Origin of the sequence: Haloarcula amylolytica JCM 13557 (assembly GCF_000336615.1) — an archaeon.
Taxonomy (GTDB): domain Archaea; phylum Halobacteriota; class Halobacteria; order Halobacteriales; family Haloarculaceae; genus Haloarcula; species Haloarcula amylolytica.
Genome location: NZ_AOLW01000018.1, coordinates 72,778 through 93,948, shown reverse-complemented (window position 1 = coordinate 93,948; position 21,171 = coordinate 72,778). Strand labels below are relative to the sequence as shown.

Annotated in this window: 24 protein-coding genes; 9 read left to right on the top strand and 15 right to left on the bottom strand. The window is 64.0% G+C overall.

Going from position 1 to position 21,171, the window contains the following annotated elements:
• Positions 1–70: 70 nt before the first annotated feature.
• Positions 71–763: a 6-hydroxymethylpterin diphosphokinase MptE-like protein gene (locus C442_RS10125; protein ID WP_008310113.1), complete on the top strand. Its 693-nt coding sequence runs from the start codon at positions 71–73 to the stop codon at positions 761–763.
• A 15-nt stretch (positions 764–778) separates the two neighbouring features.
• Here C442_RS10125 and C442_RS10120 read toward each other — a convergent pair whose 3' ends face one another.
• Positions 779–1,777 (bottom strand): TIGR04024 family LLM class F420-dependent oxidoreductase, encoded by a 999-nt coding sequence (locus C442_RS10120; RefSeq protein WP_008310112.1) that lies wholly within the window; start codon positions 1,775–1,777, stop codon positions 779–781.
• A gap of 377 nt (positions 1,778–2,154) precedes the next feature.
• Here C442_RS10120 and C442_RS10115 point away from each other — a divergent pair, with 377 nt between their 5' ends.
• Positions 2,155–2,835, top strand: a complete 681-nt coding sequence (locus C442_RS10115; RefSeq protein ID WP_008310111.1) for a haloacid dehalogenase type II — start codon at positions 2,155–2,157, stop codon at positions 2,833–2,835.
• A gap of 20 nt (positions 2,836–2,855) precedes the next feature.
• On the opposite strand, the gene C442_RS10110 is transcribed toward C442_RS10115, so the two are convergent.
• The gene (locus tag C442_RS10110; RefSeq protein ID WP_008310110.1) at positions 2,856–4,013 is read right to left on the bottom strand and encodes a dihydropteroate synthase; all 1,158 of its coding nucleotides are present in this window, start codon (positions 4,011–4,013) and stop codon (positions 2,856–2,858) included.
• A 138-nt stretch (positions 4,014–4,151) separates the two neighbouring features.
• Here C442_RS10110 and C442_RS10105 point away from each other — a divergent pair, with 138 nt between their 5' ends.
• Both C442_RS10105 and C442_RS10100 read left to right on the top strand, forming a co-directional pair.
• The gene (locus C442_RS10105; protein WP_008310109.1) at positions 4,152–5,324 is read left to right on the top strand and encodes a sensor histidine kinase; all 1,173 of its coding nucleotides are present in this window, start codon (positions 4,152–4,154) and stop codon (positions 5,322–5,324) included.
• Positions 5,325–5,444: 120 nt separating this feature from the next.
• Positions 5,445–6,461, top strand: a complete 1,017-nt coding sequence (locus tag C442_RS10100) for a phosphotransferase family protein (protein ID WP_008310108.1) — start codon at positions 5,445–5,447, stop codon at positions 6,459–6,461.
• Here C442_RS10100 and C442_RS10095 read toward each other — a convergent pair.
• Positions 6,458–7,336 carry a carbohydrate kinase family protein gene (locus tag C442_RS10095; RefSeq protein WP_008310106.1) on the bottom strand — a complete coding sequence of 293 codons (879 nt, stop codon included), beginning with the start codon at positions 7,334–7,336 and terminating at the stop codon, positions 6,458–6,460. The genes C442_RS10100 and C442_RS10095 overlap by 4 nt on opposite strands.
• Before the next feature lie 229 nt (positions 7,337–7,565).
• Between C442_RS10095 and C442_RS10090 the strand changes: the two genes are divergently transcribed.
• The 3 genes from C442_RS10090 to C442_RS10080 are packed head-to-tail and all read left to right on the top strand — an operon-like array spanning position 7,566 to position 10,862.
• A complete protein-coding gene (locus tag C442_RS10090; protein ID WP_008310104.1) occupies positions 7,566–9,059 on the top strand; it encodes a COG1361 family protein in 1,494 nt (497 codons plus the stop codon).
• Positions 9,056–9,739, top strand: coding sequence for an ABC transporter ATP-binding protein (locus C442_RS10085; protein ID WP_008310103.1), 684 nt, complete (start codon positions 9,056–9,058; stop codon positions 9,737–9,739). The genes C442_RS10090 and C442_RS10085 overlap by 4 nt, the downstream gene beginning before the upstream one ends.
• Positions 9,729–10,862 (top strand): ABC transporter permease, encoded by a 1,134-nt coding sequence (locus C442_RS10080; RefSeq protein ID WP_008310101.1) that lies wholly within the window; start codon positions 9,729–9,731, stop codon positions 10,860–10,862. The genes C442_RS10085 and C442_RS10080 overlap by 11 nt, the downstream gene beginning before the upstream one ends.
• Here C442_RS10080 and C442_RS10075 read toward each other — a convergent pair.
• The 12 genes from C442_RS10075 to C442_RS10020 form a co-directional block, all read right to left on the bottom strand.
• On the bottom strand, positions 10,859–11,371 hold the full coding sequence (locus C442_RS10075; protein WP_008310099.1) for an HTH domain-containing protein: 513 nt from the start codon (positions 11,369–11,371) through the stop codon (positions 10,859–10,861). The two genes, C442_RS10080 and C442_RS10075, sit on opposite strands and share 4 nt — an antisense overlap.
• 641 nt (positions 11,372–12,012) lie before the next feature.
• Complete coding sequence (locus tag C442_RS10070) at positions 12,013–13,086, bottom strand: methionine synthase (protein ID WP_008310097.1); 1,074 nt, start codon at positions 13,084–13,086, stop codon at positions 12,013–12,015.
• Between the two features lie 4 nt (positions 13,087–13,090).
• Positions 13,091–14,089 carry a methionine synthase vitamin-B12 independent gene (locus C442_RS10065; RefSeq protein WP_008310095.1) on the bottom strand — a complete coding sequence of 333 codons (999 nt, stop codon included), beginning with the start codon at positions 14,087–14,089 and terminating at the stop codon, positions 13,091–13,093.
• Positions 14,090–14,151: 62 nt separating this feature from the next.
• Entirely contained in the window at positions 14,152–14,781 is a 630-nt protein-coding gene (locus tag C442_RS10060) for a HemK2/MTQ2 family protein methyltransferase (protein WP_008310093.1), read from the bottom strand.
• A 1-nt stretch (position 14,782) separates the two neighbouring features.
• Complete coding sequence (locus tag C442_RS10055; RefSeq protein WP_008310091.1) at positions 14,783–15,640, bottom strand: 16S ribosomal RNA methyltransferase A; 858 nt, start codon at positions 15,638–15,640, stop codon at positions 14,783–14,785.
• An 81-nt stretch (positions 15,641–15,721) separates the two neighbouring features.
• Entirely contained in the window at positions 15,722–16,294 is a 573-nt protein-coding gene (locus C442_RS10050) for a DUF655 domain-containing protein (protein WP_008310088.1), read from the bottom strand.
• Between the two features lie 179 nt (positions 16,295–16,473).
• Entirely contained in the window at positions 16,474–16,830 is a 357-nt protein-coding gene (locus tag C442_RS10045; protein ID WP_008310086.1) for an RNA polymerase Rpb4 family protein, read from the bottom strand.
• Positions 16,827–17,117 (bottom strand): 50S ribosomal protein L21e, encoded by a 291-nt coding sequence (locus C442_RS10040; RefSeq protein ID WP_004593356.1) that lies wholly within the window; start codon positions 17,115–17,117, stop codon positions 16,827–16,829. The genes C442_RS10045 and C442_RS10040 overlap by 4 nt, the downstream gene beginning before the upstream one ends.
• A 113-nt stretch (positions 17,118–17,230) precedes the next feature.
• Entirely contained in the window at positions 17,231–17,497 is a 267-nt protein-coding gene (locus C442_RS10035; RefSeq protein ID WP_004593354.1) for an elongation factor 1-beta, read from the bottom strand.
• Positions 17,498–17,499: 2 nt separating this feature from the next.
• Complete coding sequence (locus C442_RS10030) at positions 17,500–17,679, bottom strand: HVO_2753 family zinc finger protein (RefSeq protein WP_004516620.1); 180 nt, start codon at positions 17,677–17,679, stop codon at positions 17,500–17,502.
• Positions 17,680–17,751: 72 nt separating this feature from the next.
• Complete coding sequence (locus C442_RS10025) at positions 17,752–18,351, bottom strand: hypothetical protein (RefSeq protein ID WP_008310081.1); 600 nt, start codon at positions 18,349–18,351, stop codon at positions 17,752–17,754.
• Positions 18,348–19,220 carry a 3-hydroxyacyl-CoA dehydrogenase family protein gene (locus C442_RS10020; protein WP_049942930.1) on the bottom strand — a complete coding sequence of 291 codons (873 nt, stop codon included), beginning with the start codon at positions 19,218–19,220 and terminating at the stop codon, positions 18,348–18,350. The genes C442_RS10025 and C442_RS10020 overlap by 4 nt, the downstream gene beginning before the upstream one ends.
• Positions 19,221–19,364: 144 nt before the next feature.
• On the opposite strand from C442_RS10020, the gene C442_RS10015 reads away from it, so the two are divergent.
• Both C442_RS10015 and C442_RS10010 read left to right on the top strand, forming a co-directional pair.
• Positions 19,365–20,333, top strand: a complete 969-nt coding sequence (locus tag C442_RS10015) for a sugar phosphate isomerase/epimerase family protein (RefSeq protein WP_008310077.1) — start codon at positions 19,365–19,367, stop codon at positions 20,331–20,333.
• Between the two features lie 95 nt (positions 20,334–20,428).
• Positions 20,429–21,142: a TIGR00266 family protein gene (locus C442_RS10010; RefSeq protein WP_008310076.1), complete on the top strand. Its 714-nt coding sequence runs from the start codon at positions 20,429–20,431 to the stop codon at positions 21,140–21,142.
• Positions 21,143–21,171: the final 29 nt, after the last annotated feature.

Below are 21,171 nucleotides of genomic sequence, written 5' to 3'. Positions count from 1 at the left end.
GTGTGAAAGCGGTATGACTGGCTAGGTGAACAAGACAGAAGCACGTTCACTCCGTGGTGTCTGACAACAGATGGAATTTCACACCTGGGAACCAGTGTACGAGGATATCCTCGATGATTTCGGCTATCCTCGCGATGGCGACGAGCGTGCCCGCGACCGATTCGGTGACCTGCTCGGCGACGACAGCACGTACGACCCGGCGCGACTCGGACTCGACGGTGCAACGGTTGCCGTCGCCGGGGCCGGCCCATCACTCGAAGCCGAGGCCGACCGGGCAGTCGATGCTGACGTGGTCTTCGCGGCCTCCACGGCCGCCGACCGCCTCAAGACGGAAGGTGTGGCCATCGACTGCATGATCACGGACCTGGACAAGAACGCCGATACCGGACGGGAACTGACCGCCGACGGGACGCCGGTCGTCGCCCACGCCCACGGCGACAACATCCCGGCACTGGAGACACATATTCCGGCCTACGACAGCGAGTTCGTCGTGCCGACGACACAGGCGGCCCCCGCCCCGCCGGTCCACAACTACGGCGGCTTCACCGACGGCGACCGCGCCGCGTTCCTCGCGGACCACTTCGGCGCGGCCTCGCTGGTGTTCCCCGGCTGGGACTTCGACGACCCGTCCGTGACTGCGGAAAAGCGACAGAAACTCCGCTGGGCCGAGCGCCTGCTCCACTGGCTGGAACAGCGCCGCGGCGAGCGCTTCGACGTGCTCGACGGCCGACGTGACGACATCGAGCCAGTCGCTACCGACTGACGCCGAGTCCCCGACTCAGGGCGCTAACACGTCGATGGTCGTGTCGATAGTGTCCGGTTCGGCAGCGCGGGGGAACGAGATGTTGATTGCGTCCACGCCATCGATGTCTTCGAACTGTGTGATGTGGTCGCGACAATCCTCGGGCGTACCGGCGACGGCGATGCTGTCCAGTAGCTCGTCGCTGATCGCGTCGACGGCAGCCGCTTTGTCGCCCGATCCCCACTGCTCGGCGATCTCGTAGGCGGTGTCCTCGTACCCCTGGCGGGCCAGCGCGTCGCGGTAGAACGTCCCCATACCGCCGATGTAGAACGCGACGTGCTGACGGGCCAGTTCGCGGGCCTGCTCCCGGTCGTCCATCGCACAGCACGTCAGCGACAGCGTCACCCGCTGGTCTGACCGGTCGCGGTCGCCGAGATCCGCTCCGCGCTCGAAGTCTTCCAGTCGATCTCGGAGGCCGTCGGCGGTCAGCATCAGCGCGTGCCAGCCGTCGGCGAAGCGACCGGCGAGTTCGACCGACTTCGGGCCGAGGCCGCCGGCGTCTACGGGCGGCGCGGGTTCGGGCGGCTCACAGCGCAGTCGGAACCCGGACAGCGAAAAGATGTCCCCGTCGTAGTCGACGGTTTCCCCGGAGAGCACCAGTTTCATGATGTCGACGGTCTCCCGCGTGTACTTGAGCGGATTCTCGAACTCACGGCCGTGCCAGCCTTCGATGACGATAGGGCCCGACGGGCCGACACCGGCGCGGAAGCGGCCGTCCGAGACTTCCTGCAGCGTCGCCGCGGTCTGGCCGAGCAGCGCCGGCGACCGCGAGTACACGTTCAGAATTGAGGACCCGAGGCCGACCGTCGACGTGTGCTCGGCGATGCTAGTCAGCGTCGTCACCGCGTCCCGCCCCCACGTCTCCGGGAGCCAGACCCGGTCGTAGCCACTGTCCTCGGCCTGCTGACTCATCTCGACAAGCGTGTCGACCGACGGCTGTGCCGCGACCGGGAGATAGACATCCCGCGCTGTCATCTGCCGCCCTCCACGCGTCGAGCGACGACTGGCTGGACGCCTGTCAGCGACTGGAACGTACGTACCTGAGACATGGCTCGCAGTGCGGCCGCACGGGAGATAAAGCCACATGAGAGGGGGAGTGTCGCCCGTTGTCCGCGGTTTATTCACAGCGCGGTGGCCGGGTCGCTAGCGTCTCTAGAGGAGCTAATCCCGGTGCCGTCGGCATCCTTCGGATCATCGTCGACGTGTACTGTGTCAGCGTCCTGTCTGAGATGTCTGCCCACTGAGCAGGGGGCAGTCACGTCACACATGACGCTGAGAGTGTGCCCGTACCGGACGGTTGGACGCTCGACTCGGCGACCGGCTATATGAGGCACCCGCTTCTACGGGTACCTATGCCGTTCGACCCGGACCGCGTGACGACGATTACCTTTGACTCGTACAGCACTATCGTCGATGTCGAGGCAGCCCAGAAAGCCCTCGCCGACCGGGTGGACGACCCCCAGCCGGTGTCCCGGCTCTGGCGCTCCCGCTCGCTGGCGTACACGTTCCTCGCCAACCAGATCGACGCCTACAAGCCGTTCTACGAGATGAACCGCGACGCGCTCCAGTATGCGCTGGACGCCCACGGCGTCGACATCACGACGGAGGAGCGCGACGAGATTCTCGCGGTCTACCACGAACTCGACGTGTTCGACGACGTGCGGGACGGCATGAACAGGCTCTACGACGCCGGCTACGACCTCTATGTCGTCTCGAACGGCAACCCCGAGATGCTCGAATCGATGGTCGACTTCGCCGGCATCGGTGGCCTGCTCGAAGACACCGTCAGCGCCGACGAGATCCAGACGTTCAAGCCGGCGGCCGAACTGTACCGCCACGCAGCGGAGCGAACGGAGACTGATATCGAGGAAATCGCCCACGTCACCGCGGGCTACTTCGACGTCTACGGCGCGATGCACGCCGGGATGCAGGGCGTCTGGGTCAACCGCGACGACGGCCCGTGGGACGCCTTCGCCGGAGAGCCGGACCTCACTATCGGGTCGTTCCACGACCTCCACGACGATCTAGTGTAAAAGTCGGCCCCGGAACCGACCTACACGCGCCGCGACAGCGACGCTCGCAGTTCGCCAGCGAGTTCCCGATGGCCGTCCTCCGCGAGGCTGTCGGTGACGACTTTCAGCGCGGCCGCGGCACCGCCGACGTAGAGACTGTCGCCGTCTTTCTCGACGACCACTACGTCGGTCACCTCGGCGACGGCCCGGAGGCTTGCTCGTGCGGCGTCGGTCAGGTCGCCGAGCAGGAACGTCAGCGTCGCGCCGTCGTCGGTGCCGCCGGCGACCGTCTCACCGAGTGCCTGATGGCGAGCCACCTCCCGTAGTGTCACGTCAGTCAGTTCCGCCACGGTGGGGCCGGGTTCGGTTTCCGCTCGCGTCGTCCGCTCGTCGCCGAGCGCGTCGGCCACCTTGACCACGTCGTGGGTCTCGCGTGTGTCGTGCGTGCGGATGATGTGCGCCCCGCGTTCGACTTCCATCGTCGCCGCGGCCAGTGACACGGCGAGTTGGTTCTCCGTCTCGGGCTGGTCGGCCAGGTCACCGAGGAAGTCCTCGCGGTTGGTCGCGGTGAGCATCGGTCTGTCGAAGGCGCGGAACTCCCGGAGACGGCGGAACATCTCCCAGTTGTCCTCGAACTCCTTGCCGTCGTACCAGCCGCCGAAAGCGGGGTCGATGATGGTCTTGTCCGTGAACCCGTCCCGCTGGAGCGCCTCGAAGATGTCGTCGATGCTCTTCAGCGCGCCGGGCCGGGCCAGGTCCGGCGGACTGGCCATCTTGACGACCGGCATGTCGTGGTCTTCGACGACGCCTTTCATGTCCGGGTCGGCGAAGCCACACACGTCGTTGATGAGGTCGAAGCCGTGGCCGATGGCTTCCTCGGCGACTTCTGCGTACCGAGTTTCGAGCGACAGCGGCACGTCGGCGTCGAGTTCGTCGACGAGCGGCGCGACCTCTTCGAGCCGGTCTTTCTCCATCTCGACCGGCTTGGACTCGTACTTGGGGTTGGCCGACTGGAGGCCGACATCAATGATGTCCGCGCCGGCGGGGACGAGGTTCTCCTCGATAGCCTCGGCGGCTTCCGCGGGGTCCAGATACACGCTCGGCTTGTACCCGGAGTTCGAACTCATGTTCAACACGCTCATGACGCGTGTCGGGTGCCCATCACCCACCGGGAGGCCGTCGATTTCGACCGTTCGCATACCGCTCCCTGAGGACTGTGGATACAAAGGTCCCGCGACATCGGCGGACCGACGACGCTATGGTACGTATCACTGACACGAGATCACCGCGTTTTATATATACAGTTGCATGAATTATACGGGATGGGTGGGGAGTTAATGGTCGCATTCGATCTCGATTCGTTCGAGGCCGTAACACAGCAGTTGATGGCTGCGGAGTCCGAGCGTGAGATATGCGAGATCGCAATGTCGGGGATTTCGTCTGTGTTCGAATTGCCACTCGGAGCGCTGTGGCTGTATGACAGCGACGCGTCGGAACTGCAGTTGGCGGCGTCGACGGAGCGGGCGGACGAGGTATTCGACTGGCCGGTCACCTACCGGCCCGGCAACAGTCTCTCGTGGGAGGCGTTCGAGCAGGACGAAGTTCGGACGTACTCCGAACTCGACGACGAGCAGCGCCAGTACAACGAGAACTCGCCCGTCAGCAGCGAGATAATCCTGCCGCTTGCCGAGTACGGCGTTATCAACATCGGGTCCCTCGCCCCCGTTACGTTTGACGGCGAAACGCTTCGACTCGCCCGGATGTACGCGACGCACGTCCAGGCGGCACTGCAAAAAGCCGAGCGCGAGCACGACCTCCGCGTCCAGCGCGACCGGATGGAACAGTTCATCGGCGTCGTCTCCCACGACCTCAGAAATCCCCTCCACGTCGTCGAGGGGCGACTCGAACTCGTGCGAGAGACCGGCGACCTGTCCCATCTCGAAGATGCGGAGGAAGGTGTGGCTCGCATGGAAGCGCTCATCGACGACCTGCTGACCCTCGCAAAGAAGGGGTATGCGGTCGAAGACCGAACCGCCATTTCGCTCGATACCATTGTCGAACAGACCTGGGAGATGGCCAGAACGGCTGACGCAACGCTGCGGGTCGAAGGGTCCGCCCCGGTGTTCGGTGACCAGAACCGCCTCAAACCGGTGTTCGAGAACCTCTTTCGGAACGCGGCGGACCACGCGGGCGACGACGTGACCGTCTGGGTCGGTCCGATTCTCGACGACGGGACAACCGAGATAGACACTGCAGACGAGCGAACCGAGGGCCGCGTGACCGGCTTCTACGTCGCTGATGACGGGCCCGGCATCCCCTCCGATGAACTAGACTCCCTTCTCTCAGTAGACAGCTTTTCAGGGAGTGACACCGGCCTTGGCCTGTCTATCGTAACGCAGATAATCGACGCCCACGGCTGGGACATCTCGGTGACAGAGAGCAGGGCCGGCGGCGCACGATTCGAAGTGACCGACGGGACGAAACCGGTTTCACCGTTCCACTCCTGGTAGCGCGGAGACGGCGACTTACAGCGTCCGAACCGGGTCGACCGACAACGCCTGAATCGGGTATCAGTGCTGTCGGCGACGGGATTGACAGATTTATTTGCTCGCCCGCTATATGGTACGCCAGTGCAGACTCCGGAACAGGACATCGAAGCCGTGCTGACAGAGTCAGGCCCGGATTACGAGGGGTTTCAGTTCGAGACACCGGGTGGGGGCCACCAGAGCGATGTCTACATGGTGACGCTACGCCACAAGGGCGAGGCGTACGAGGTGGTCGTGAAATTCAAGCCACAGGGCGATGTCCCGTTCGCCGTCGAACCCTGTCTCCACGACTTCGTCGCCGCCCGGACCGACGTCCCTGTTCCACGCATCCTCGTCTACGAGGACGACCCCGACGCCGACGTGCCGCCGTATTTCGTCACTGAACGCATCCACGGCGAGAACTTGGCCGAAGAGTTCGCCGGGCTTTCGACCGAGGACCGACGGCGGGTGCTCGCCCAGTCAGGGCGGATTCTCGGGGACATGCACTCCGAAATCGGATTCGAAGCGTTCGGCCGACTCACGCTCCACGACGACCGGATCATCGTGAGTGACTGGATGGGTAACTGGCGGGAGTACTTCGAGAGCCTCACCAGATCCCACCTCTCTCATCTCGATGGGACGCCTTTCGAGGACATGACAGACCGGGCGTGGGACTGTATCGAACCGGCCCTGAGTATGGTGCCCGAGGACGGCGTTCCGCGGCTGGTACACGACGATTTCAGGCCGGCGAACCTGATGTTCGAGCAGACGGCGGATGCGCCGATTACGGCCGTCCTCGACTGGCAGGACGTGCTCGCGGCGCTGCCGGAGTACAACCTCGCACAGACCGAATTCCTCTTCATCGACTCGTCGTTTCAGGACCCGGAGCTGCGCGATTCGCTCCGGACGGTGTTCCACGAGGGCTATCAGGAGATGCGCCCGATGGCGTTCGACGAGGGCTACGAGCAGCGACGCCCCCTCTATCAGCTCTCGACGCTCCTGTGGCGGATGGCCGGCTTCGAGGCCGTCTTCGCCGACGAGTCCGGTCTCGCCGCCGCTCGCGCCGAAGCCCAGTACCGCCAGCAGTTCGAGCGGCTCGTCGAGGAGATACAGGCGGATTAGGCCGTTTCGGGTGATTGCCCGCTGTCGACCAGGTCCCACACAGACTCCCAGTCGAGTGTCGTCTGTGCGCCGGGTGACTGCGCTGCGAGCGCGCCACAGGCGTTGGCGACCGCGAGAACCCGCTCCGGGTCGGTCGCCTGTGCGTTGGCGAGAAGATACCCGGCGGCGAACGCGTCCCCCGCGCCTGCGGTGTCCACAGATTCTATGGGATACCCGGCGTTCGTGACTGTCCGGTCGTCGATATAGGCTGTCGCGCCGCAGTCCCCGTGTTTGACGACGACCGTCGGCACTGTGTCGAAAAGGCCGCTGTCCTCGGCGTGGTCGGCCTCCCGGTCGTTGCAAAACAGGATATCCGCGTGTGAGAGCACCGCCGAGTAATCCCGGAACGGGAGCCGGCGGCCGGGATCGAAGCTCACCGGGACATCCGCGGCCGCGGCGTCGCGAGCGAGTGTCGCAGCGGTTGCGGGGTCCTGACCGGTCAGGTGGAGGTGGTCCGCCTCGGCCAGGGTCTCGGCCGGGAGGTCCGACGCGCAGAACGCCTCGTTGGCCCCGTCGTTTCCAAGCACCGCGACGTCGCCGTTCTCGTCCACGATGAGGTATTTCACCGCCGTCGGTTCGTCCGACTCGACCAGTAGCGTCTCGACGCCAGCCGCCGCCAGTTCGCCCCGAGCCTTGGTGCCGTGGTCGTCCCGGCCGACGCTCCCGAGGACCAGCGGGTCCGCATCAAGTCCGGCGAGTGCGACGGCCGCGTTCGACGCGCTCCCCCCGCTGGACTGTGACCGGTCGGTGATGCGCCCCTCGCCGTCGGGCTTCGGGAAGTGGTCGACGTGGAGCGTCACGTCCCAGTTGACGTGGCCGGCACAGATGACGCGCATGTCCACCGCTGGGGGTGGCGCTGTGATAGCAGTTTCCCACTGATACGGGCTGGTGTCGCCCCTTCCCACTCCCGGGAGGGACATAGCGACACCAGCCCGTACGAGAGATATGCAGCATATTTAACATTGCCCAGAACGGACCGGCGCACATGGCAACGGTCCCCGATAGCGTCCTCCCGAGGAGTGGTTGGGCCAGCAGACGACTACGGCAGGTAGAGGTGACTGCGTGATGCGCCACGGTGTGGCTGTACTCGCCTGCTTAGTCGTCGTCGGCTCGCTTCCGCTTTCAGTCGCCGGCGCGAGCGTCAACGCGTCGATATCGAACGTCGAGGTGTCGCCGTCATCGCCAGCACCGGGCGAAACCATCACGTTCGACACGACTGTCCGAAATCTAGAGAGTAGCGACGCCCCGCTCGAAATCAACGACATCGCGATCCGGAAGTCGGGCGGAAGAGGAGTCACAGAATACGAGCGCGTCTCGAATCTGGGCTCGATCTCGCCGGGCAGCACGCTGGAAGTACCCCTGACTGCATCGTTTGATTCGTCCGGCAGCAAAGACCTCCGCGTGATCGTGTACGGCCGTGACCGCGGGACGGGCGAGAACGTCGAACTCAGATATCCGGTGAAACTGAACGTTCAGGACCGGCACCCGCAGGTAGATATCACGGCCAACGACTCCGTCGCCGGCGTTGAGTCGACCGGCGAAGTCACTGTCGCAAACGGGCTCGACACCCAGATAACGAACGTCGAAGTCGTCGTCGAGGGCGAGGGCGTCGAGATGACACAGAGCCGGACGGTCCGGTCGAGCGTCGCACAGAACGGGTCGGTTACGGCCCCGTTCCGGTTCCGACCTGAATCCGCCGGCGAACATCCGCTGACTGCAACGATCAGCTACACCGTTGACGGAGATACCACTCGCAACACGACCCGGACGACAGTCATCGAGTCGGACCCGCTCCGGAACAGCGTGGAACTCGATACGTCTGCGGTCGGTAGCGGCACCGACCGCGCGCTGCGAGTCGCTGTCTCTAACGGGGCCAACGCTCCGCTCTCGGATGTCATGATCAGTGCAACGTCCGAGAACGCGTCGTTCCAGCGCGTGTTGCTCGAGAACATCTCGGCCAGTACGACCCGGCAGGTGCGACTGAACGCCACGATGGACGAGCCCCGGGCGGACGTCACCGTCACGGCCAACTACGAACTCGGAACTGAAGCGGAGCAGACGACCACCGAAACGACGCTCCGATCAGTCCCGGGAACGATAGACCTCACTGGTCTGGACGTAATCCGACAAGGCGGTCGACTGCAGATTTCTGGGAGTGCGAGCAACGTCGGGTCGACGGATGCGGACAGCGTCCTCGTCAGTGTCGTCGATACCGAGACCGTCACTCCGGCGACGCCGAACCGCGACTACTTCGTCGGCACGGTCCCGGCCAGCGACTTCGTCTCCTTCGACGTGTACGCACGGACCGAGGGGAACGTCACGTCGGTGCCACTCGAAGTAACGTACCTCGTCGACGACACGCGGAAGCGACAGACGTTCGACGTCGATCTCGACCGGATGGGCGGTTCGGCACAGCAGCCGGAGCAGGACGGCGACAGCGAGGGCGGTGACCAGAACAGCATGCTGCCGGTGTTCGTCGCCGGTGGTCTGGCGCTACTGGTCGTCGTCGGTGTCCTCGTGCGTCGCTACCGCCGCGGTGACGACGATATCGAGGTATGACGGTCATCGACGCACAGGGACTGGTCAAGCGCTACCGTACCGGCGGCCAGACCCTCTACGCGCTGGCGGGTATCGACTTCGCCCTCGAAGCCGGCGAGTTCGTCTCGATTATGGGGCCCAGCGGCAGTGGCAAGACGACCCTGCTGAACATCCTCGGACTGCTTGATACGCCGACGGAAGGGACCGTCTTGCTGGAGGGGCAGGACGTGACTGGACTCGGCGACAGCAAGCGGACCGCGCTCCGCAAGCGAACGATCGGGTTCGTGTTCCAGCACTTCTATCTCCTGCCGACGCTGACTGCCGTCGAGAACGTCGAAGTACCCTTGCTGTTGGACAGCGACCCGAAAGTCACGAAACGGGCCAGAAGGCTCCTTGAGCGGCTTGGGCTCGGTGACCGACTCGACCACAAGCCCGACGAACTCTCCGGCGGCCAGAAACAACGCGTCGCCATCGCGCGCTCGCTCATCAACAGCCCAAAGGTCGTTCTCGCCGACGAACCGACGGGCAATCTCGACAGCGAAACCGGGCGACAGATACTCGACGAGTTCCGCCGCATCGCTGACGAGGACGACGTGGCAATCGTCGCAGTCACCCACGACGACCTGGTCAACGAATACGTCGACCGGACCGTCCATCTGGTCGACGGCACCATCGGGAGGGAACGGAAGAATGGCAGGTAGGTTCTTCCCGGCCGCGCTGATGGCGCGGCGCAACCTCACGCGGACGAAGATGCGGTCGTTGCTGGCGTCGCTGGGAATCGTCATCGGCGTCGTTGCCATCGCTTCGCTGGGGATGTTCGGCGTCGCGCTCCAGTACTCGTTCACCCAGAACCTCGGCAACGTCGGCAACCAGCTCACGGTGTACCCGAACTCCGGCGAAAACATCACTGAACTCACCGAACGCGATATCCGGACGATCCGCAGAGAGGCAAGTCCGACGGCGACTGTCTCGCCGGTAAAGACGCGCACGGAACCGGTGTCGTACAACCGCGAGGACGCTGTCAGGGAACAAATATACGGCGTCGAGGACCCGGCGGCGTTGTACGAGGCCAAGGAGGGACGGGTCTCGCCGTTCCGGTCCGGTGCGCTTGTCGGGTCGAACGTCGCGGAGGAGCACGACCTGCATCCCGGGAGCCAGATCACCGTCAACGGGACCAGTGTCCGTATCCGGGCCGTGCTCGAAGAAGGTGACCCGTTCTCCTCGACGAACCCCGACAACCGAATCATCATGCCGGCGACGTCGTTCAGCCAGCGTGGCTACTCGGAAGTGTACGTTATCGAGTCGACCGGGACACGGGCCAACGAGACGGCAATGGGGATCCGCGACGCGCTCAACGACCGTGAGGAGCGGGTCTTCGTGCAGGAACTGGGCTCGCTCGTCGACACCATCGAGGAGCAGTTCCAGATCATCAACACCGTCCTCGCCGGCATCGCGTCGATTTCGCTGCTCGTCGCCGGCATCTCGATTCTCAACGTCATGCTGATGTCCACCGTCGAACGTCGGGAGGAAATCGGCGTCCTCAGAGCGGTCGGCTACCAGAAGCGGGATGTCCTCAAGGTGATGTTGATGGAAGCGACGCTGCTCGGGTTCCTCGGCGGCATCGCTGGTGTCATTCTGAGTGTCGGTGCCGGGCTGGCGATAAACCACTACGCCGTCGGCGACGCGATGGCCGTCTTCAGGCTGCCAAACGCCTGGTACGTCGGCGCGGCGTTTACGTTCGGCGTGCTGACGGCCATCGTCAGCGGCCTGTATCCGGCCTGGAAAGCGGCGAGCGAAGAACCGGTCGACGCGCTACGCGGTTAGATCGTCGCGTCGACGCCCGGTTCCAGCAACGGGTCGGTCCGGTCGACCGACAGCGAGTCGAACTGCGCGAGCCAGTTTTCGTCGCCGCGCTCGAAGGCCTCCAGCGCGTCGCCGACGGTGTAGGTCCGTTCGTTGTCCGAACACGGGAACACGCCCTCCAGGTCGTCGCCGTCGTAGATCGCAAGCGAGACGACCGGGAACACGACGACGTCGTCGACGCGGTCCATCCCGACGTAGCTCCGATTCCGTCGTTCGAAGGCCGGTTCGAGCGAGTGGCCGTTCTGGCCTGCCCAGTCTGTGAACTCCTCGTAGGTCTGGATGGCTTCCGACCGCTTGTCCTCCGCCATCGTCCTGATCCGCTGCCACTCACCGGCGACCATCGACTCGCTGAACACGCCGTTGGCCTCCAGTCGCTTGACCCGATTGAGTACCTGCTGTTGGGCGTCGAACGTGCCGTAGGTATCTCCACGAAGATACAGTTCCGCCCGAAGATGTGTGTCCCCTGTCATAGCTTTCACATCGCTAGCTTCTCCAGAGACCCTCAAAACTCTTTCCCAGACTTACATGCTAGCATATAACATAATTTGGGAATGGAGAATCAGCGGTATTAGTGCCTCTATATTCATAATATGGGGTATTTACCTGAATACGGAAGCCCCTTATATTATTAGTACGTCAACAATTATTTTCCTCTTAGGTCGATGTTGATTTCGATATCTGTCGAACAAATTAGTGGCCAGTTCCTTTCAGTTGGGACGAGTAATTCACAAATTTATAAGCAATCGTATACTTGTCTATTCGGGGCTTTGGTGTTCAAGCATCCCCGTGATGACCTGTTCGAGGTCACGCTGGCCAGAGGCTCCACATGTCTTGCTCGATCCCGCACCGGGGATGGTCGCATACGTGTCTGCTACATTTGCCGGTTCCGTGACCGGTGCGCCCGAGAATATTCGATAGCTGCCGAAATCACAGCCCACCTTCGTCGAAAATACGGGTAGTCGGGTCCACGCTGCATTTGGACTCCTGTTGACCGCTCCAACCGCGCTGCTCGCGGGTCGCTACGTTCACGGCTCCGCCGTTCATTTTCGAGGCGCAGTGCGCCTCGCTCTCCCCGCTCGCTATCCGAGATTCTCGCTCCGCTCGAATCTCGCTAGTCGTCAGCGTGCGCTTCCGCACCACTCGCAACGACCTCTAGCTCGCCGGCGTCCAGCTCTTCTTCGATTTCGCGAGCCGCCTGCACCATGTTCTCCATCTTGCCGCGGGCGACCTCGCGGGGCAGGAGCTTCACGCCGCAGTCCGGCGAGACGGTGAGTCGCTCCGGCGGGACGACCTCCAGCCCCTTCTTGATGTTCTCCTTGATCTCCTCGACGGACTCGACCTCCGCGGTGTGTGCGTCTAGGACGCCCATCGCGAAGTCCTTCGTGAACTCGTGCTCTTTGAACACGTCGAGCTGGTCGTAGTCGCCGTTGGCGAGTTCCAGGTCGTACTCGTGGACCGGGTAGTCCAGAATCTCGGGGTAGATGCGCGAGTAGTCACCGTAACAGACGTGCAGGCCGAGACGCACGTCGTCGGGGATCTCGTCGACGATGCGCTCCAGACACTCGCCGACGATGGCGTGGTCGTCCGGCGTCGTGGCCAGCGCGGGCTCGTCGATCTGGATGTAGCGAGCGCCGGCCTCGACCAGCGCCTCGATCTCCTCGTTGACGAGGTCAGCCAGTTCGTAGGCCAGCTGTTCCTCGCTGTCGTACACTTCGTTGAACGACCAGTTCGCAAGGGTGTACGGGCCCGTAATCGGGACTTTGACCGGCCGCTCGGCGACCTCGTCGGTGAACTCGAACTCCTCGACGAGCCACTGCTCGCCGTACTCGACCTCGTCGGCGACGCTGGGCTTGTCGAAGTAGTTGTGGCCCCACACCTTCACGCGGCCGTTGAACTCGTAGCCGTCGATACGGTGAGCGAAGTACTCCACCATCTCGTTGCGGCGCATCTCGCCGTCACAGATGACGTCGAGGCCCGCTCGCTCGTGCTCGTGGGTGATGAGTCGCGAGGCGTCGTCTTTCGATTCCTCCCACTCGTCCTCGCCGAAGTCGGCGTCCTCGTCCTCGAACAGCTCGCGGGCACGGTCGTGCCACTTGGGTTTGGGGTAGGAGCCGACGACGGTCGTCAGCAGGAAGTGGTCGTTCGGGTGATCCGCCGGTTTGAACTGGTCTCGTGGTCCTGTCATCGTTTTATGCCTCCGCCGCCTCCAGGTCCGCGGCGTTTGCGAGCGCTTCGAGTTTGTCTTCGAACTTGTTCACCGGGAGATAGAACGTTTCTGTGTTCGCCGTCGCGTAGACGGTGTCGTAGGCGGTGTTGGTCTGCTGTTCGAACCAGTCGATGCGGTCTCGAATCGTCTCCGGGGACTCGACCAGCGTGTTCTGGCCGTCGACGACGCCCAGCGCCACGTCGTCTTTCGTGCCGTACTCCTGGACGTTGTAGACTGTCTGGTCGTGGTTCGCCACGAGGTCGAAGCCGATGGCATCCACATCGGCGTCCATCAGGTGCGCGTAGGCCTTCTCCTCGATTGCACCCCAGTAGGTGTGAGCGACGACCTCGGCGTCGGCGGCCGAGGCGACGGCGTCGATGGCGTCGGCGGCACGCTCGTCCTCACCGTCTTCGGGCGCATTCTCGACTAGCGACGGTTCGAGCAGGAACAGCGTCTCCACGTCGGGGAAGGCGTTCACTTCCTCGACGAGGAACTCGGCGATGGCGTCGAGGAACTCGGCGTCGTCGCCGTAGTGCTCGTCGGTCGCCAGGTCCGCAAGCGAGTACGGGCCAGGGAGCACAGCCTGCAGGCCGTCGTCGACGTGGTCGGCTGCGGCACCGAGGTCTGCGGCGACGTCGCCGCCGTCAGCACCGAGGTCGCCCTGCACGACCGGCTCTCGGTAGAAGTTGTTGTTGTCGTAGTAGCGGACGATACCTTTGGTCTCCACGTTGTCGTGGACCGCGAGCGGGTGCGCGAGCATGTCGTCCCAGCGGAACTGGCCCTCGACGACGCGGTCGAGCCCGGCGTCCTGCTGGATGGAGATGACTTCCTCGCGCGCTTGGTCGTAGGCCGCGACGACCTCGCCGGACTCGTCGCCCGAGATGAGGTCGGTCTTCTGATGGCCTTTCAGATCTGCCAGTTCGTCCTTGGCCCAGTCCGGGAGCGGAAAGAGCCCAGGGGTCGTGGCGATTACCTGTGTCATTGCCGTGGAGTAGGAAATGACGGGCTTTAATATTTCCTATTCGATTAAATGCCCAGCAGTAATCAATCTCGATAGAACCGCAGGACGACGAGCGCTTCGTATGGGTGTTTCTCACTCGCAAGCTGCTCGCTCGCCAGCCCGTGTTCGCTCGCGTACGCTCGTACCGCGTCCGGGTCCGTGAGACTGCTGACGAGCATGAGCGCTTCGCCGCCCGGAGCCAGCACGCGCTCGACGGTTTCGAGAAACGGGTCGACAAGGCGACGGCCGTCGTCCCCGCCCGACAGCGCGTGTTCCATCCAGTCGTCCCACTCCTGTTCGGACGGCGTCGGCAAGTAAGGCGGATTGAACGCTACGAGGTCGAAGGCATTCGTCCGGAACGGTTCGACGAGGTCGCCGCGAACGACCGGGACGCCGTTGTCTGCCGCTTCTCGACAGGCCAGCGGGCTCACGTCGATGCCGACCGCCCGCGCTCCGGCGTCGGCGAGTGTCGCGGCGACGTAGCCGGATCCCGTCCCCACGTCGAGGACGGTGTCGCCCGCATCGACTCGCTCGCGGGCCGTTCGCGCCAGCAGGTCCGAGTCCTCTGCGGGCTGGTACACCGACTCTACGCCCCGCTGGTCAGCCAACGAGGGACGGTCACCGGTGCCGCTGTCTCCGTCGGCCGCATCCCGACCGTCGGACTCCTCACCCATCTCAGGCCTCCGGCTGGCCGACTTCGTAGGCGAGCGTCGCCAGCGTAGCGAAGTCGGCCGGCGTGAGCTTTCCGGCGCGGGCGCTCATGAGGTCCTCGTCGGCGGCCTCGACCACCGCGTCGGGGTCGCCCAGTCCGGAGATGTGGGCCGTGTTCCGGACGGCGTTGCGCATCGTCTTCCGGCGCTGGGTGAACACCGCCTTCAGGAAGTCCATGAAGAACTCGTCGCTGGGGACGGTGTAGTCGGGTTGCCTCGGCGTCGTCCGGACGAGCGCGCTGGTGACGCGGGGTTGCGGGTCGAACGCTTCTGGCGGCACTGTCTCAACAATCTCCACGTCGGCGTAGTGGCCTGCTGTGACCGAGAGCCGCCCGTAGTCGTCCGTCGCGGGGTCGGCGGCCATCCGCTCGGCGAACTCCCGCTGGAACATCAACAGGAGCGGGCGCTGCTCGGGCAGCAGTCGGAAGGCGATCTCCGAGGACGCGCCGTAGGGGAGATTCGAGATGCTGGCCGTGAAATCCGGCAGGTCGACTTCGAGCGCGTCGCCCTCGACAACGGCGAGGCGGTCCGCTGCTATCTCCTCGGTAAACTCCTCGCGGAGGTGGGCCGCGAAGTCCGGGTCGCGTTCGATTGCGGTCACCGTCTCAGCCGTTGCGAGCAAGCGGTCCGTCAGTGCACCCGGGCCAGCACCGATTTCAAGTACGTGCGAGAGGTCGACGTCCGCGTCCATCGCGTACTCCGGAATGCGGTCCAGTACCCGGTCGTCGACGAGAAAGTGCTGGTCCTGTCGGGTATCGGCCCGTTTGCCGGCCCGCCGGACGAGCGCGTCAGGATCCCGACTCCCAGTCTCGGTCGTAGTCATTAGCGAGCCGTAGCGGGTCGCGGTAGAAAAGGGTCGCCTTATACTGGTGGCTGTCAGCTTCGCTGCTTGCAGCCGACAGTGTTACGAGGACTGCTCCTCGCGCCGGACGAACAGCCGGTACTTCAGGTCGTCGTCCTGTAGCTCTTCGAGTATCCGCTCGACAAGCGTCTCCTTGGGGCTGTGGAGGCCGCTGACGCGCTCTTCGAGGTCTTCGAAGCTCTCGAAGGGCTTTCGCTTCCGCTCGTCGAGAAGCGTGTTCCGGAGCTTCTTCCCGATGCCCGGCAGGAGGTTCAGCTGGTGGAGCCGCAGCGTGATCGGCTGGGCGTCGTTGTAGAAGTCGACGAACCGCTGTTCGTTCGCTTCGACGATCTCCTCGACAGCGTAGTCGAGTTCCGAACGGGCGCCGCTCGGGATATCTTCGAACTCGACTTCCGTCACGCGGCCGAACTCCGTCAGGTCAACGCGGTCACCGAACGCGATATCGACGTCCTTGTCGTCGAGCTGGAGCTCGTAAATGTAGAACTCCTCGACGTCGAGCGCATACGCGAGCGGCTCCTTCTGGTGCTGTGGCCGGTCGTCTCCGGGCCGCCCGTGTGGGAGGACATCGAGGACAGCCGCCATCATAGAGTCGCCGCCGCTCTCCGATTCAGTCATGCCAGGCAGTACGACCACAGCACACTTAATGCCGGTGGATGCCCCGAACCGCGGCACGGAGCGCCGTCGCTATCTTCGCTTCGGTCCAGCGGCAGCGAAAACTAGATCTCGACCGCGTAGCTGCTCGTCCGTGAAAGTAGGGATAGAGCGGCGAAGAGCCGAACTGACGATTGTCCTCGCTACGCGTACTGCTTGACGATGTTGAGAATCTCGTCGAGTTCGTCGCCATCGAGCGTGTATCGCTCCTTGGCGAACACGGCGCGGAGCTCGTCGCGGTCCAGCGGCCGCAGGTTCGCGATTTTGTAGGCCGTCGGCGTGTCGACCTTTTCGAGTTCTTCGAGGTCTTCGACCAGCTGCAGCGACTCCTCGGGGTCGAGGACGGCAAAGCGGTTGACGTGCTCGATAGCCCGCTTGAGCTCGTAGCGCATCTCGCGGTCCTCCTCGGCCGCGCGCTCCATCTCGAGGTCTTCGAGTATCTCCTTGGTCTCCGCGACCGTCAGGAACTCCTCACTGACCTTCTCTTTGAATATCGTCATTCTTGTCGGCGCAGGTGCGCAGCGGTGACGATGATGGTCTTCGCCTTGCCACCGTCGACGATGTCGACCTTGTACGCGTCACCCTGCTTCCCCTCGACGGTTCCGGTCTGGCCGTCGAACCGCGGGTGGAAGCGGCCGTTCGGCACTGACGGGTCGATCTTGAGGTGGACTTTCTCACCGTCGTCGAACTCTTCGACGGCGCGCTGTGGTGGCGAGGTGCCACGGTCGCGGGGCTTGTTCTTGAGCTTGTCTCGTGTTCCTTCGAGAGGTCCGTTTGAACTAGGCATTCTTGCTCCTCGCTAATCCGGTCGCCCTAATAAAACGTGCGTTCCGCGACCGTCACTGGTCACGCTCTTGCAGTTGCTACGGTACCGAGTGGAAAACTACAGCGGCGAGTCGATTACAGGCGACCGGTGCTCTCGACGGAGACCGACTCGACGTCATCGACGTTCGCAAAGGCCTCTTCGACGGCTTCCGTCCCACCGGTGTCGTCAGGGACGATGACTGTCGGCGTCAGCGCGACGAGGCCAAAGGCGACGTCCTCGCGCTCGAACCCGTTGATCTTCGTTCCTTCCGGAAGCACGCCCTCGAGACGCTCCTGCAGGTCGTCGAGGTCGACTTCGGGGCTCTCCGGCATGACCTTGATCTTGGCTGCTACTTTCCCCATTGTTATGGCCCCATGAAGCCGCAGTCCGGGCATTTGTAGAGGTTGCTCTGCTTCCGGCAGGTGGCACAGCGGTAGATCTGCTGGCCACAGTCCGGGCACTTGAACGCGGCGGCGTTCGTGCCGGCGATGTTGATGCCACACGAGACGCACTTGCGCGCCTGTTTCTGTTGGCTCTCGCTCATACCACTCCGTATCCGACCGCGGCTTTTAACGATTGCCAAACGCGACCGCCACCGCGAGTGACTGGCATGGCCCTAGTTCCCGGGCAGGATGTCCCCGAGCGCAGCGCCGATTGCCATCGGAACGAACGCCACAGCACAGATGCAGGCCGACTCGTAGACGACCGCGGGGTCGGTCGACCACTCGACCAGCCCCCAGCCAGTAAGCAGTGCGACGGAGACGACGAGTGCCGTCCCGGTGACGCCGACGAGTCGCCGCGGGATGAATCCGAAAATCGGGTTCGCCACCCGAACGTCCTGAAACTCGGCCACGTACAGAATGGAGATGACCAGCCCGACAGCGATAGCGACTGTCGCGGCGAGATACAGCGGGTGCTGGGCGATATGCCGGCCGGCGTCGATAGTTCCGCCCTCGACCGCCATGGGAATCCCGAACAGCAGCGAACCCAGCAGTGCCTCCGCGAGGTCTGACCGGCCAAAGCCCCAGACGACCCGGCCGAAGGTCGCGGGTTCGTGGTCCTGAGAGTCCGCGGCCGCGCGCATCGCGTCCCGGACCTGCCGTCGCTCGTCCTCGGAGTCGACGAGCTGTTCGAGCTCCTGAAGTTCGTCGAACAGGGCCGCGAATTCGTCGTCTTCTGGGTCCAGTTCGGCCGGTGGGTCCTCCTGCGAACTCATCTGATATCGGACTCGCTATCTCGTGTTGGCACGTCCGGGTCCGGTTCGGCACCGGCCGTCGGGGTACCGTCTTCCCAGACGTAGAATCCCTCGCCAGCGACAGCGCCACGTTGCCCGTCCTCGACTTTCTGTCGGAGCAACGCCGGCGGTTCGAACCGCTCGTCGAGCCGGTCGGCGAGGTCTTCGAGCGCGGTTAGCACTGTTTCCAGCCCGTGGCGGTCGGCCCGGACGAGTGGCCCGTCGCGGTCCGAATCGCCGCGCTCGAACGTCCGGTCGATGTCCCGAATCCCGGCGACGCCGTCCTCGACCATCCGAACGGCTTCGACGATGGTAGCGAGTTCGAGGCGTAGCGCGGCAAATCCCGGCGTGTCGCGGACGACGACCGGCGACGCGTCCAAGCTCTCGACGAAGTCGGTGACTCGGTCGCGGGTCGCCGCCGTCGTCTGCTCGGCGATGACGACCTCGACGATAGCGCCATCTGGTGGATCGACGAGGTTGAGTCCGACTGCTCGGTCCGGACTCAGCAGGCCAGTCGCGACTGCGGTCACCGACAGCGACGTGTCGCTGACGGCGATGAGCGTCTCATCCTCGACCATCGTCTCAGTTTCGGCGACGACTTCCCGGTGGTTGTCCGTTTCGCCATCGGTTGCGTCGATGACGATATCGCTGCCGCTGACGGCACTTTCGAGTCCGGTGGTTCCGTCGATACCGGCCGAGACATCCCCGTTGAGTGCGTGCCGAATCTCGTCGACGCGGTCCATCACAGCCGTCGCATCCGTCCCCCGAAGACGCACCTCGTGGCCCGCACGGACACATCGCTGTGCGATATCCCGCCCTCGTCGTCCGGTGCCGAGTACGGCCACAATCATGAGTAAACCACTGTACGCCCCGGGTTAAGCCTTTACGCCACAGTCTATCACGGTCCTGTCTCCGGTCCGTACCGCTTGCTGGTCGACCAGATGGGGCGCGGTGACGGCAGTACGTTTTTTTCAACACCGGTTGTATCCCCGGCCATGGATATCGGTGTACTGACGGTTCCCCTGGGCGGGCAGTCGCTCGACGAGGCGCTGGCGTACCTCGACGACCTGGGGATCGATGCGGTCGAACTGGGATGTGGCGGCTTCCCCGGTGACGACCACCTCGACCGCCAGGCGTATCTCGACAACGAGGAGAAGCAGGCCGAACTCGAGGCACTCCTGGACGAGCACGGCCTTCGGGTGAGCGCACTGGCGACCCACAACAATCCGCTCCATCCTGACGACGAGCAGGCCGCCGAGGCCGACCGGGAACTCAGGGAAGCGATTCGGCTGGCCGACCAGCTCGATGTGAACACCGTCACGGGGTTCTCTGGCCTGCCCGCCGGTGGCCCCGACGACGAGGTGCCGAACTGGATTACCGCGCCGTGGCCAACCGAACACGCCGACGCCCACGAGTACCAGTGGCGCGTCGCCGACGAGTACTGGTCGGACCTCGCGGCCCACGCCGGCGCACACGACGTGGACGTCGCCATCGAGATGCACCCGAACATGCTGGTGTACGAGCCCCGCAGCCTGCTGGAACTGCGCCGGCGGACGAACGACCGCATCGGCGCGAACTTCGACCCGTCGCACCTGTACTGGCAGGGCATCGACGTGACCGAGGCCATCCGCCTGCTCGGCGAACACGACGCCATCCATCACTTCCACGCCAAGGACACGAAAGTGTACGAGTCGAACGCCCGGGAGAAGGGCGTGCTGGACACCGCACCGTACACAGACGAAGCGGACCGGTCGTGGCTGTTCCGCTCTATCGGCTATGGGCACGACGAATCCCACTGGAAGGACGTGGTGTCGACGCTGCGGATGATCGGCTACGACGGCGCGCTCTCCATCGAACACGAGGACTCGCTGACCAGCGCACGCGAGGGACTGGAGAAGGCCGTCGACGTGCTTGACCGCGCCGTCTTCGAGACACAGCCCGGTGACGCTTACTGGGCTGAGTAAGCGATACGGGCGGTAGTGCGGTCTTTTTCTGGCACTCATACTTATATACTGTCTGGGAGATATTCCGACTGGATTACCGTATCCAGTGACACGTTATGGACATCGAACTCACACACAAGCCCTCGTACACGCACGTCCGCGTTGCCCTCGACAGCGGCGAATCGATACTCGCGGAACCCGGTGCGATGGTCAGCCACTCGCCGACCATCGAAATCGAGACGACGACCAGCCGGGACGGCCTCCTCAGCTCCGCGAAGTCGATGCTCGGCGGTGAGTCGCTCCTGGCGAACGAGTTCACTGCTAAGGGCGGCCCCGGGACCGTAACCCTCGCGCCGCCGACGCCCGGTGACGTCCACCACCACGAACTCACTGGCGAGACGTTGTACGCCGTCGACGGGGCGTTCCTCGCAGCCGACCCGGATATCGACATCGACTCCGAGTTCGGTGGTATCAAGTCGATGCTAGCCGGCGCGAGCATCACGCCGCTGGCGCTAAAGGGGACCGGAAACGTCCTCATCGAGGCCTTCGGCGGGCTGGAAACCGTCGAACTCGACGCCGGCGAGTCCTACACCATCGACAACGACCACGTCGTCGCCTGGGAGGAGTCGGTCAACTTCGACGCCCACCGCGTCGGCGGCCTGAAATCGACGCTACTCAGCGGCGAAGGGATCGTGATGGATTTCACCGGCCCCGGAACGGTCTGGTATCAGACGCGCGGCCTCGGCTCGTTCACCTCGGCTATCGCCGATGCACTGCCCGGAACAGGCGACAACGACGGCGACCGCTCCGCTCTGGACGACTTTATCTGAGCCCCGCCGAAGTTTGCCGGAAAACCCGT

What these genes read in the sequence shown, in the direction of transcription:
- C442_RS10125 (WP_008310113.1), top strand. Translation starts at nt 71, where the DNA reads ATGGAATTTCACACCTGGGAACCAGTGTACGAGGATATCCTCGATGAT.
- C442_RS10120 (WP_008310112.1), bottom strand. Translation starts at nt 1,777, where the DNA reads ATGACAGCGCGGGATGTCTATCTCCCGGTCGCGGCACAGCCGTCGGTC.
- C442_RS10115 (WP_008310111.1), top strand. Translation starts at nt 2,155, where the DNA reads ATGCCGTTCGACCCGGACCGCGTGACGACGATTACCTTTGACTCGTAC.
- C442_RS10110 (WP_008310110.1), bottom strand. Translation starts at nt 4,013, where the DNA reads ATGCGAACGGTCGAAATCGACGGCCTCCCGGTGGGTGATGGGCACCCG.
- C442_RS10105 (WP_008310109.1), top strand. Translation starts at nt 4,152, where the DNA reads ATGGTCGCATTCGATCTCGATTCGTTCGAGGCCGTAACACAGCAGTTG.
- C442_RS10095 (WP_008310106.1), bottom strand. Translation starts at nt 7,336, where the DNA reads ATGCGCGTCATCTGTGCCGGCCACGTCAACTGGGACGTGACGCTCCAC.
- C442_RS10090 (WP_008310104.1), top strand. Translation starts at nt 7,566, where the DNA reads ATGCGCCACGGTGTGGCTGTACTCGCCTGCTTAGTCGTCGTCGGCTCG.
- C442_RS10085 (WP_008310103.1), top strand. Translation starts at nt 9,056, where the DNA reads ATGACGGTCATCGACGCACAGGGACTGGTCAAGCGCTACCGTACCGGC.
- C442_RS10080 (WP_008310101.1), top strand. Translation starts at nt 9,729, where the DNA reads ATGGCAGGTAGGTTCTTCCCGGCCGCGCTGATGGCGCGGCGCAACCTC.
- C442_RS10075 (WP_008310099.1), bottom strand. Translation starts at nt 11,371, where the DNA reads ATGACAGGGGACACACATCTTCGGGCGGAACTGTATCTTCGTGGAGAT.
- C442_RS10070 (WP_008310097.1), bottom strand. Translation starts at nt 13,086, where the DNA reads ATGACAGGACCACGAGACCAGTTCAAACCGGCGGATCACCCGAACGAC.
- C442_RS10065 (WP_008310095.1), bottom strand. Translation starts at nt 14,089, where the DNA reads ATGACACAGGTAATCGCCACGACCCCTGGGCTCTTTCCGCTCCCGGAC.
- C442_RS10060 (WP_008310093.1), bottom strand. Translation starts at nt 14,781, where the DNA reads ATGGGTGAGGAGTCCGACGGTCGGGATGCGGCCGACGGAGACAGCGGC.
- C442_RS10055 (WP_008310091.1), bottom strand. Translation starts at nt 15,640, where the DNA reads ATGACTACGACCGAGACTGGGAGTCGGGATCCTGACGCGCTCGTCCGG.
- C442_RS10050 (WP_008310088.1), bottom strand. Translation starts at nt 16,294, where the DNA reads ATGACTGAATCGGAGAGCGGCGGCGACTCTATGATGGCGGCTGTCCTC.
- C442_RS10045 (WP_008310086.1), bottom strand. Translation starts at nt 16,830, where the DNA reads ATGACGATATTCAAAGAGAAGGTCAGTGAGGAGTTCCTGACGGTCGCG.
- C442_RS10040 (WP_004593356.1), bottom strand. Translation starts at nt 17,117, where the DNA reads ATGCCTAGTTCAAACGGACCTCTCGAAGGAACACGAGACAAGCTCAAG.
- C442_RS10035 (WP_004593354.1), bottom strand. Translation starts at nt 17,497, where the DNA reads ATGGGGAAAGTAGCAGCCAAGATCAAGGTCATGCCGGAGAGCCCCGAA.
- C442_RS10030 (WP_004516620.1), bottom strand. Translation starts at nt 17,679, where the DNA reads ATGAGCGAGAGCCAACAGAAACAGGCGCGCAAGTGCGTCTCGTGTGGC.
- C442_RS10025 (WP_008310081.1), bottom strand. Translation starts at nt 18,351, where the DNA reads ATGAGTTCGCAGGAGGACCCACCGGCCGAACTGGACCCAGAAGACGAC.
- C442_RS10020 (WP_049942930.1), bottom strand. Translation starts at nt 19,220, where the DNA reads ATGATTGTGGCCGTACTCGGCACCGGACGACGAGGGCGGGATATCGCA.
- C442_RS10015 (WP_008310077.1), top strand. Translation starts at nt 19,365, where the DNA reads ATGGATATCGGTGTACTGACGGTTCCCCTGGGCGGGCAGTCGCTCGAC.
- C442_RS10010 (WP_008310076.1), top strand. Translation starts at nt 20,429, where the DNA reads ATGGACATCGAACTCACACACAAGCCCTCGTACACGCACGTCCGCGTT.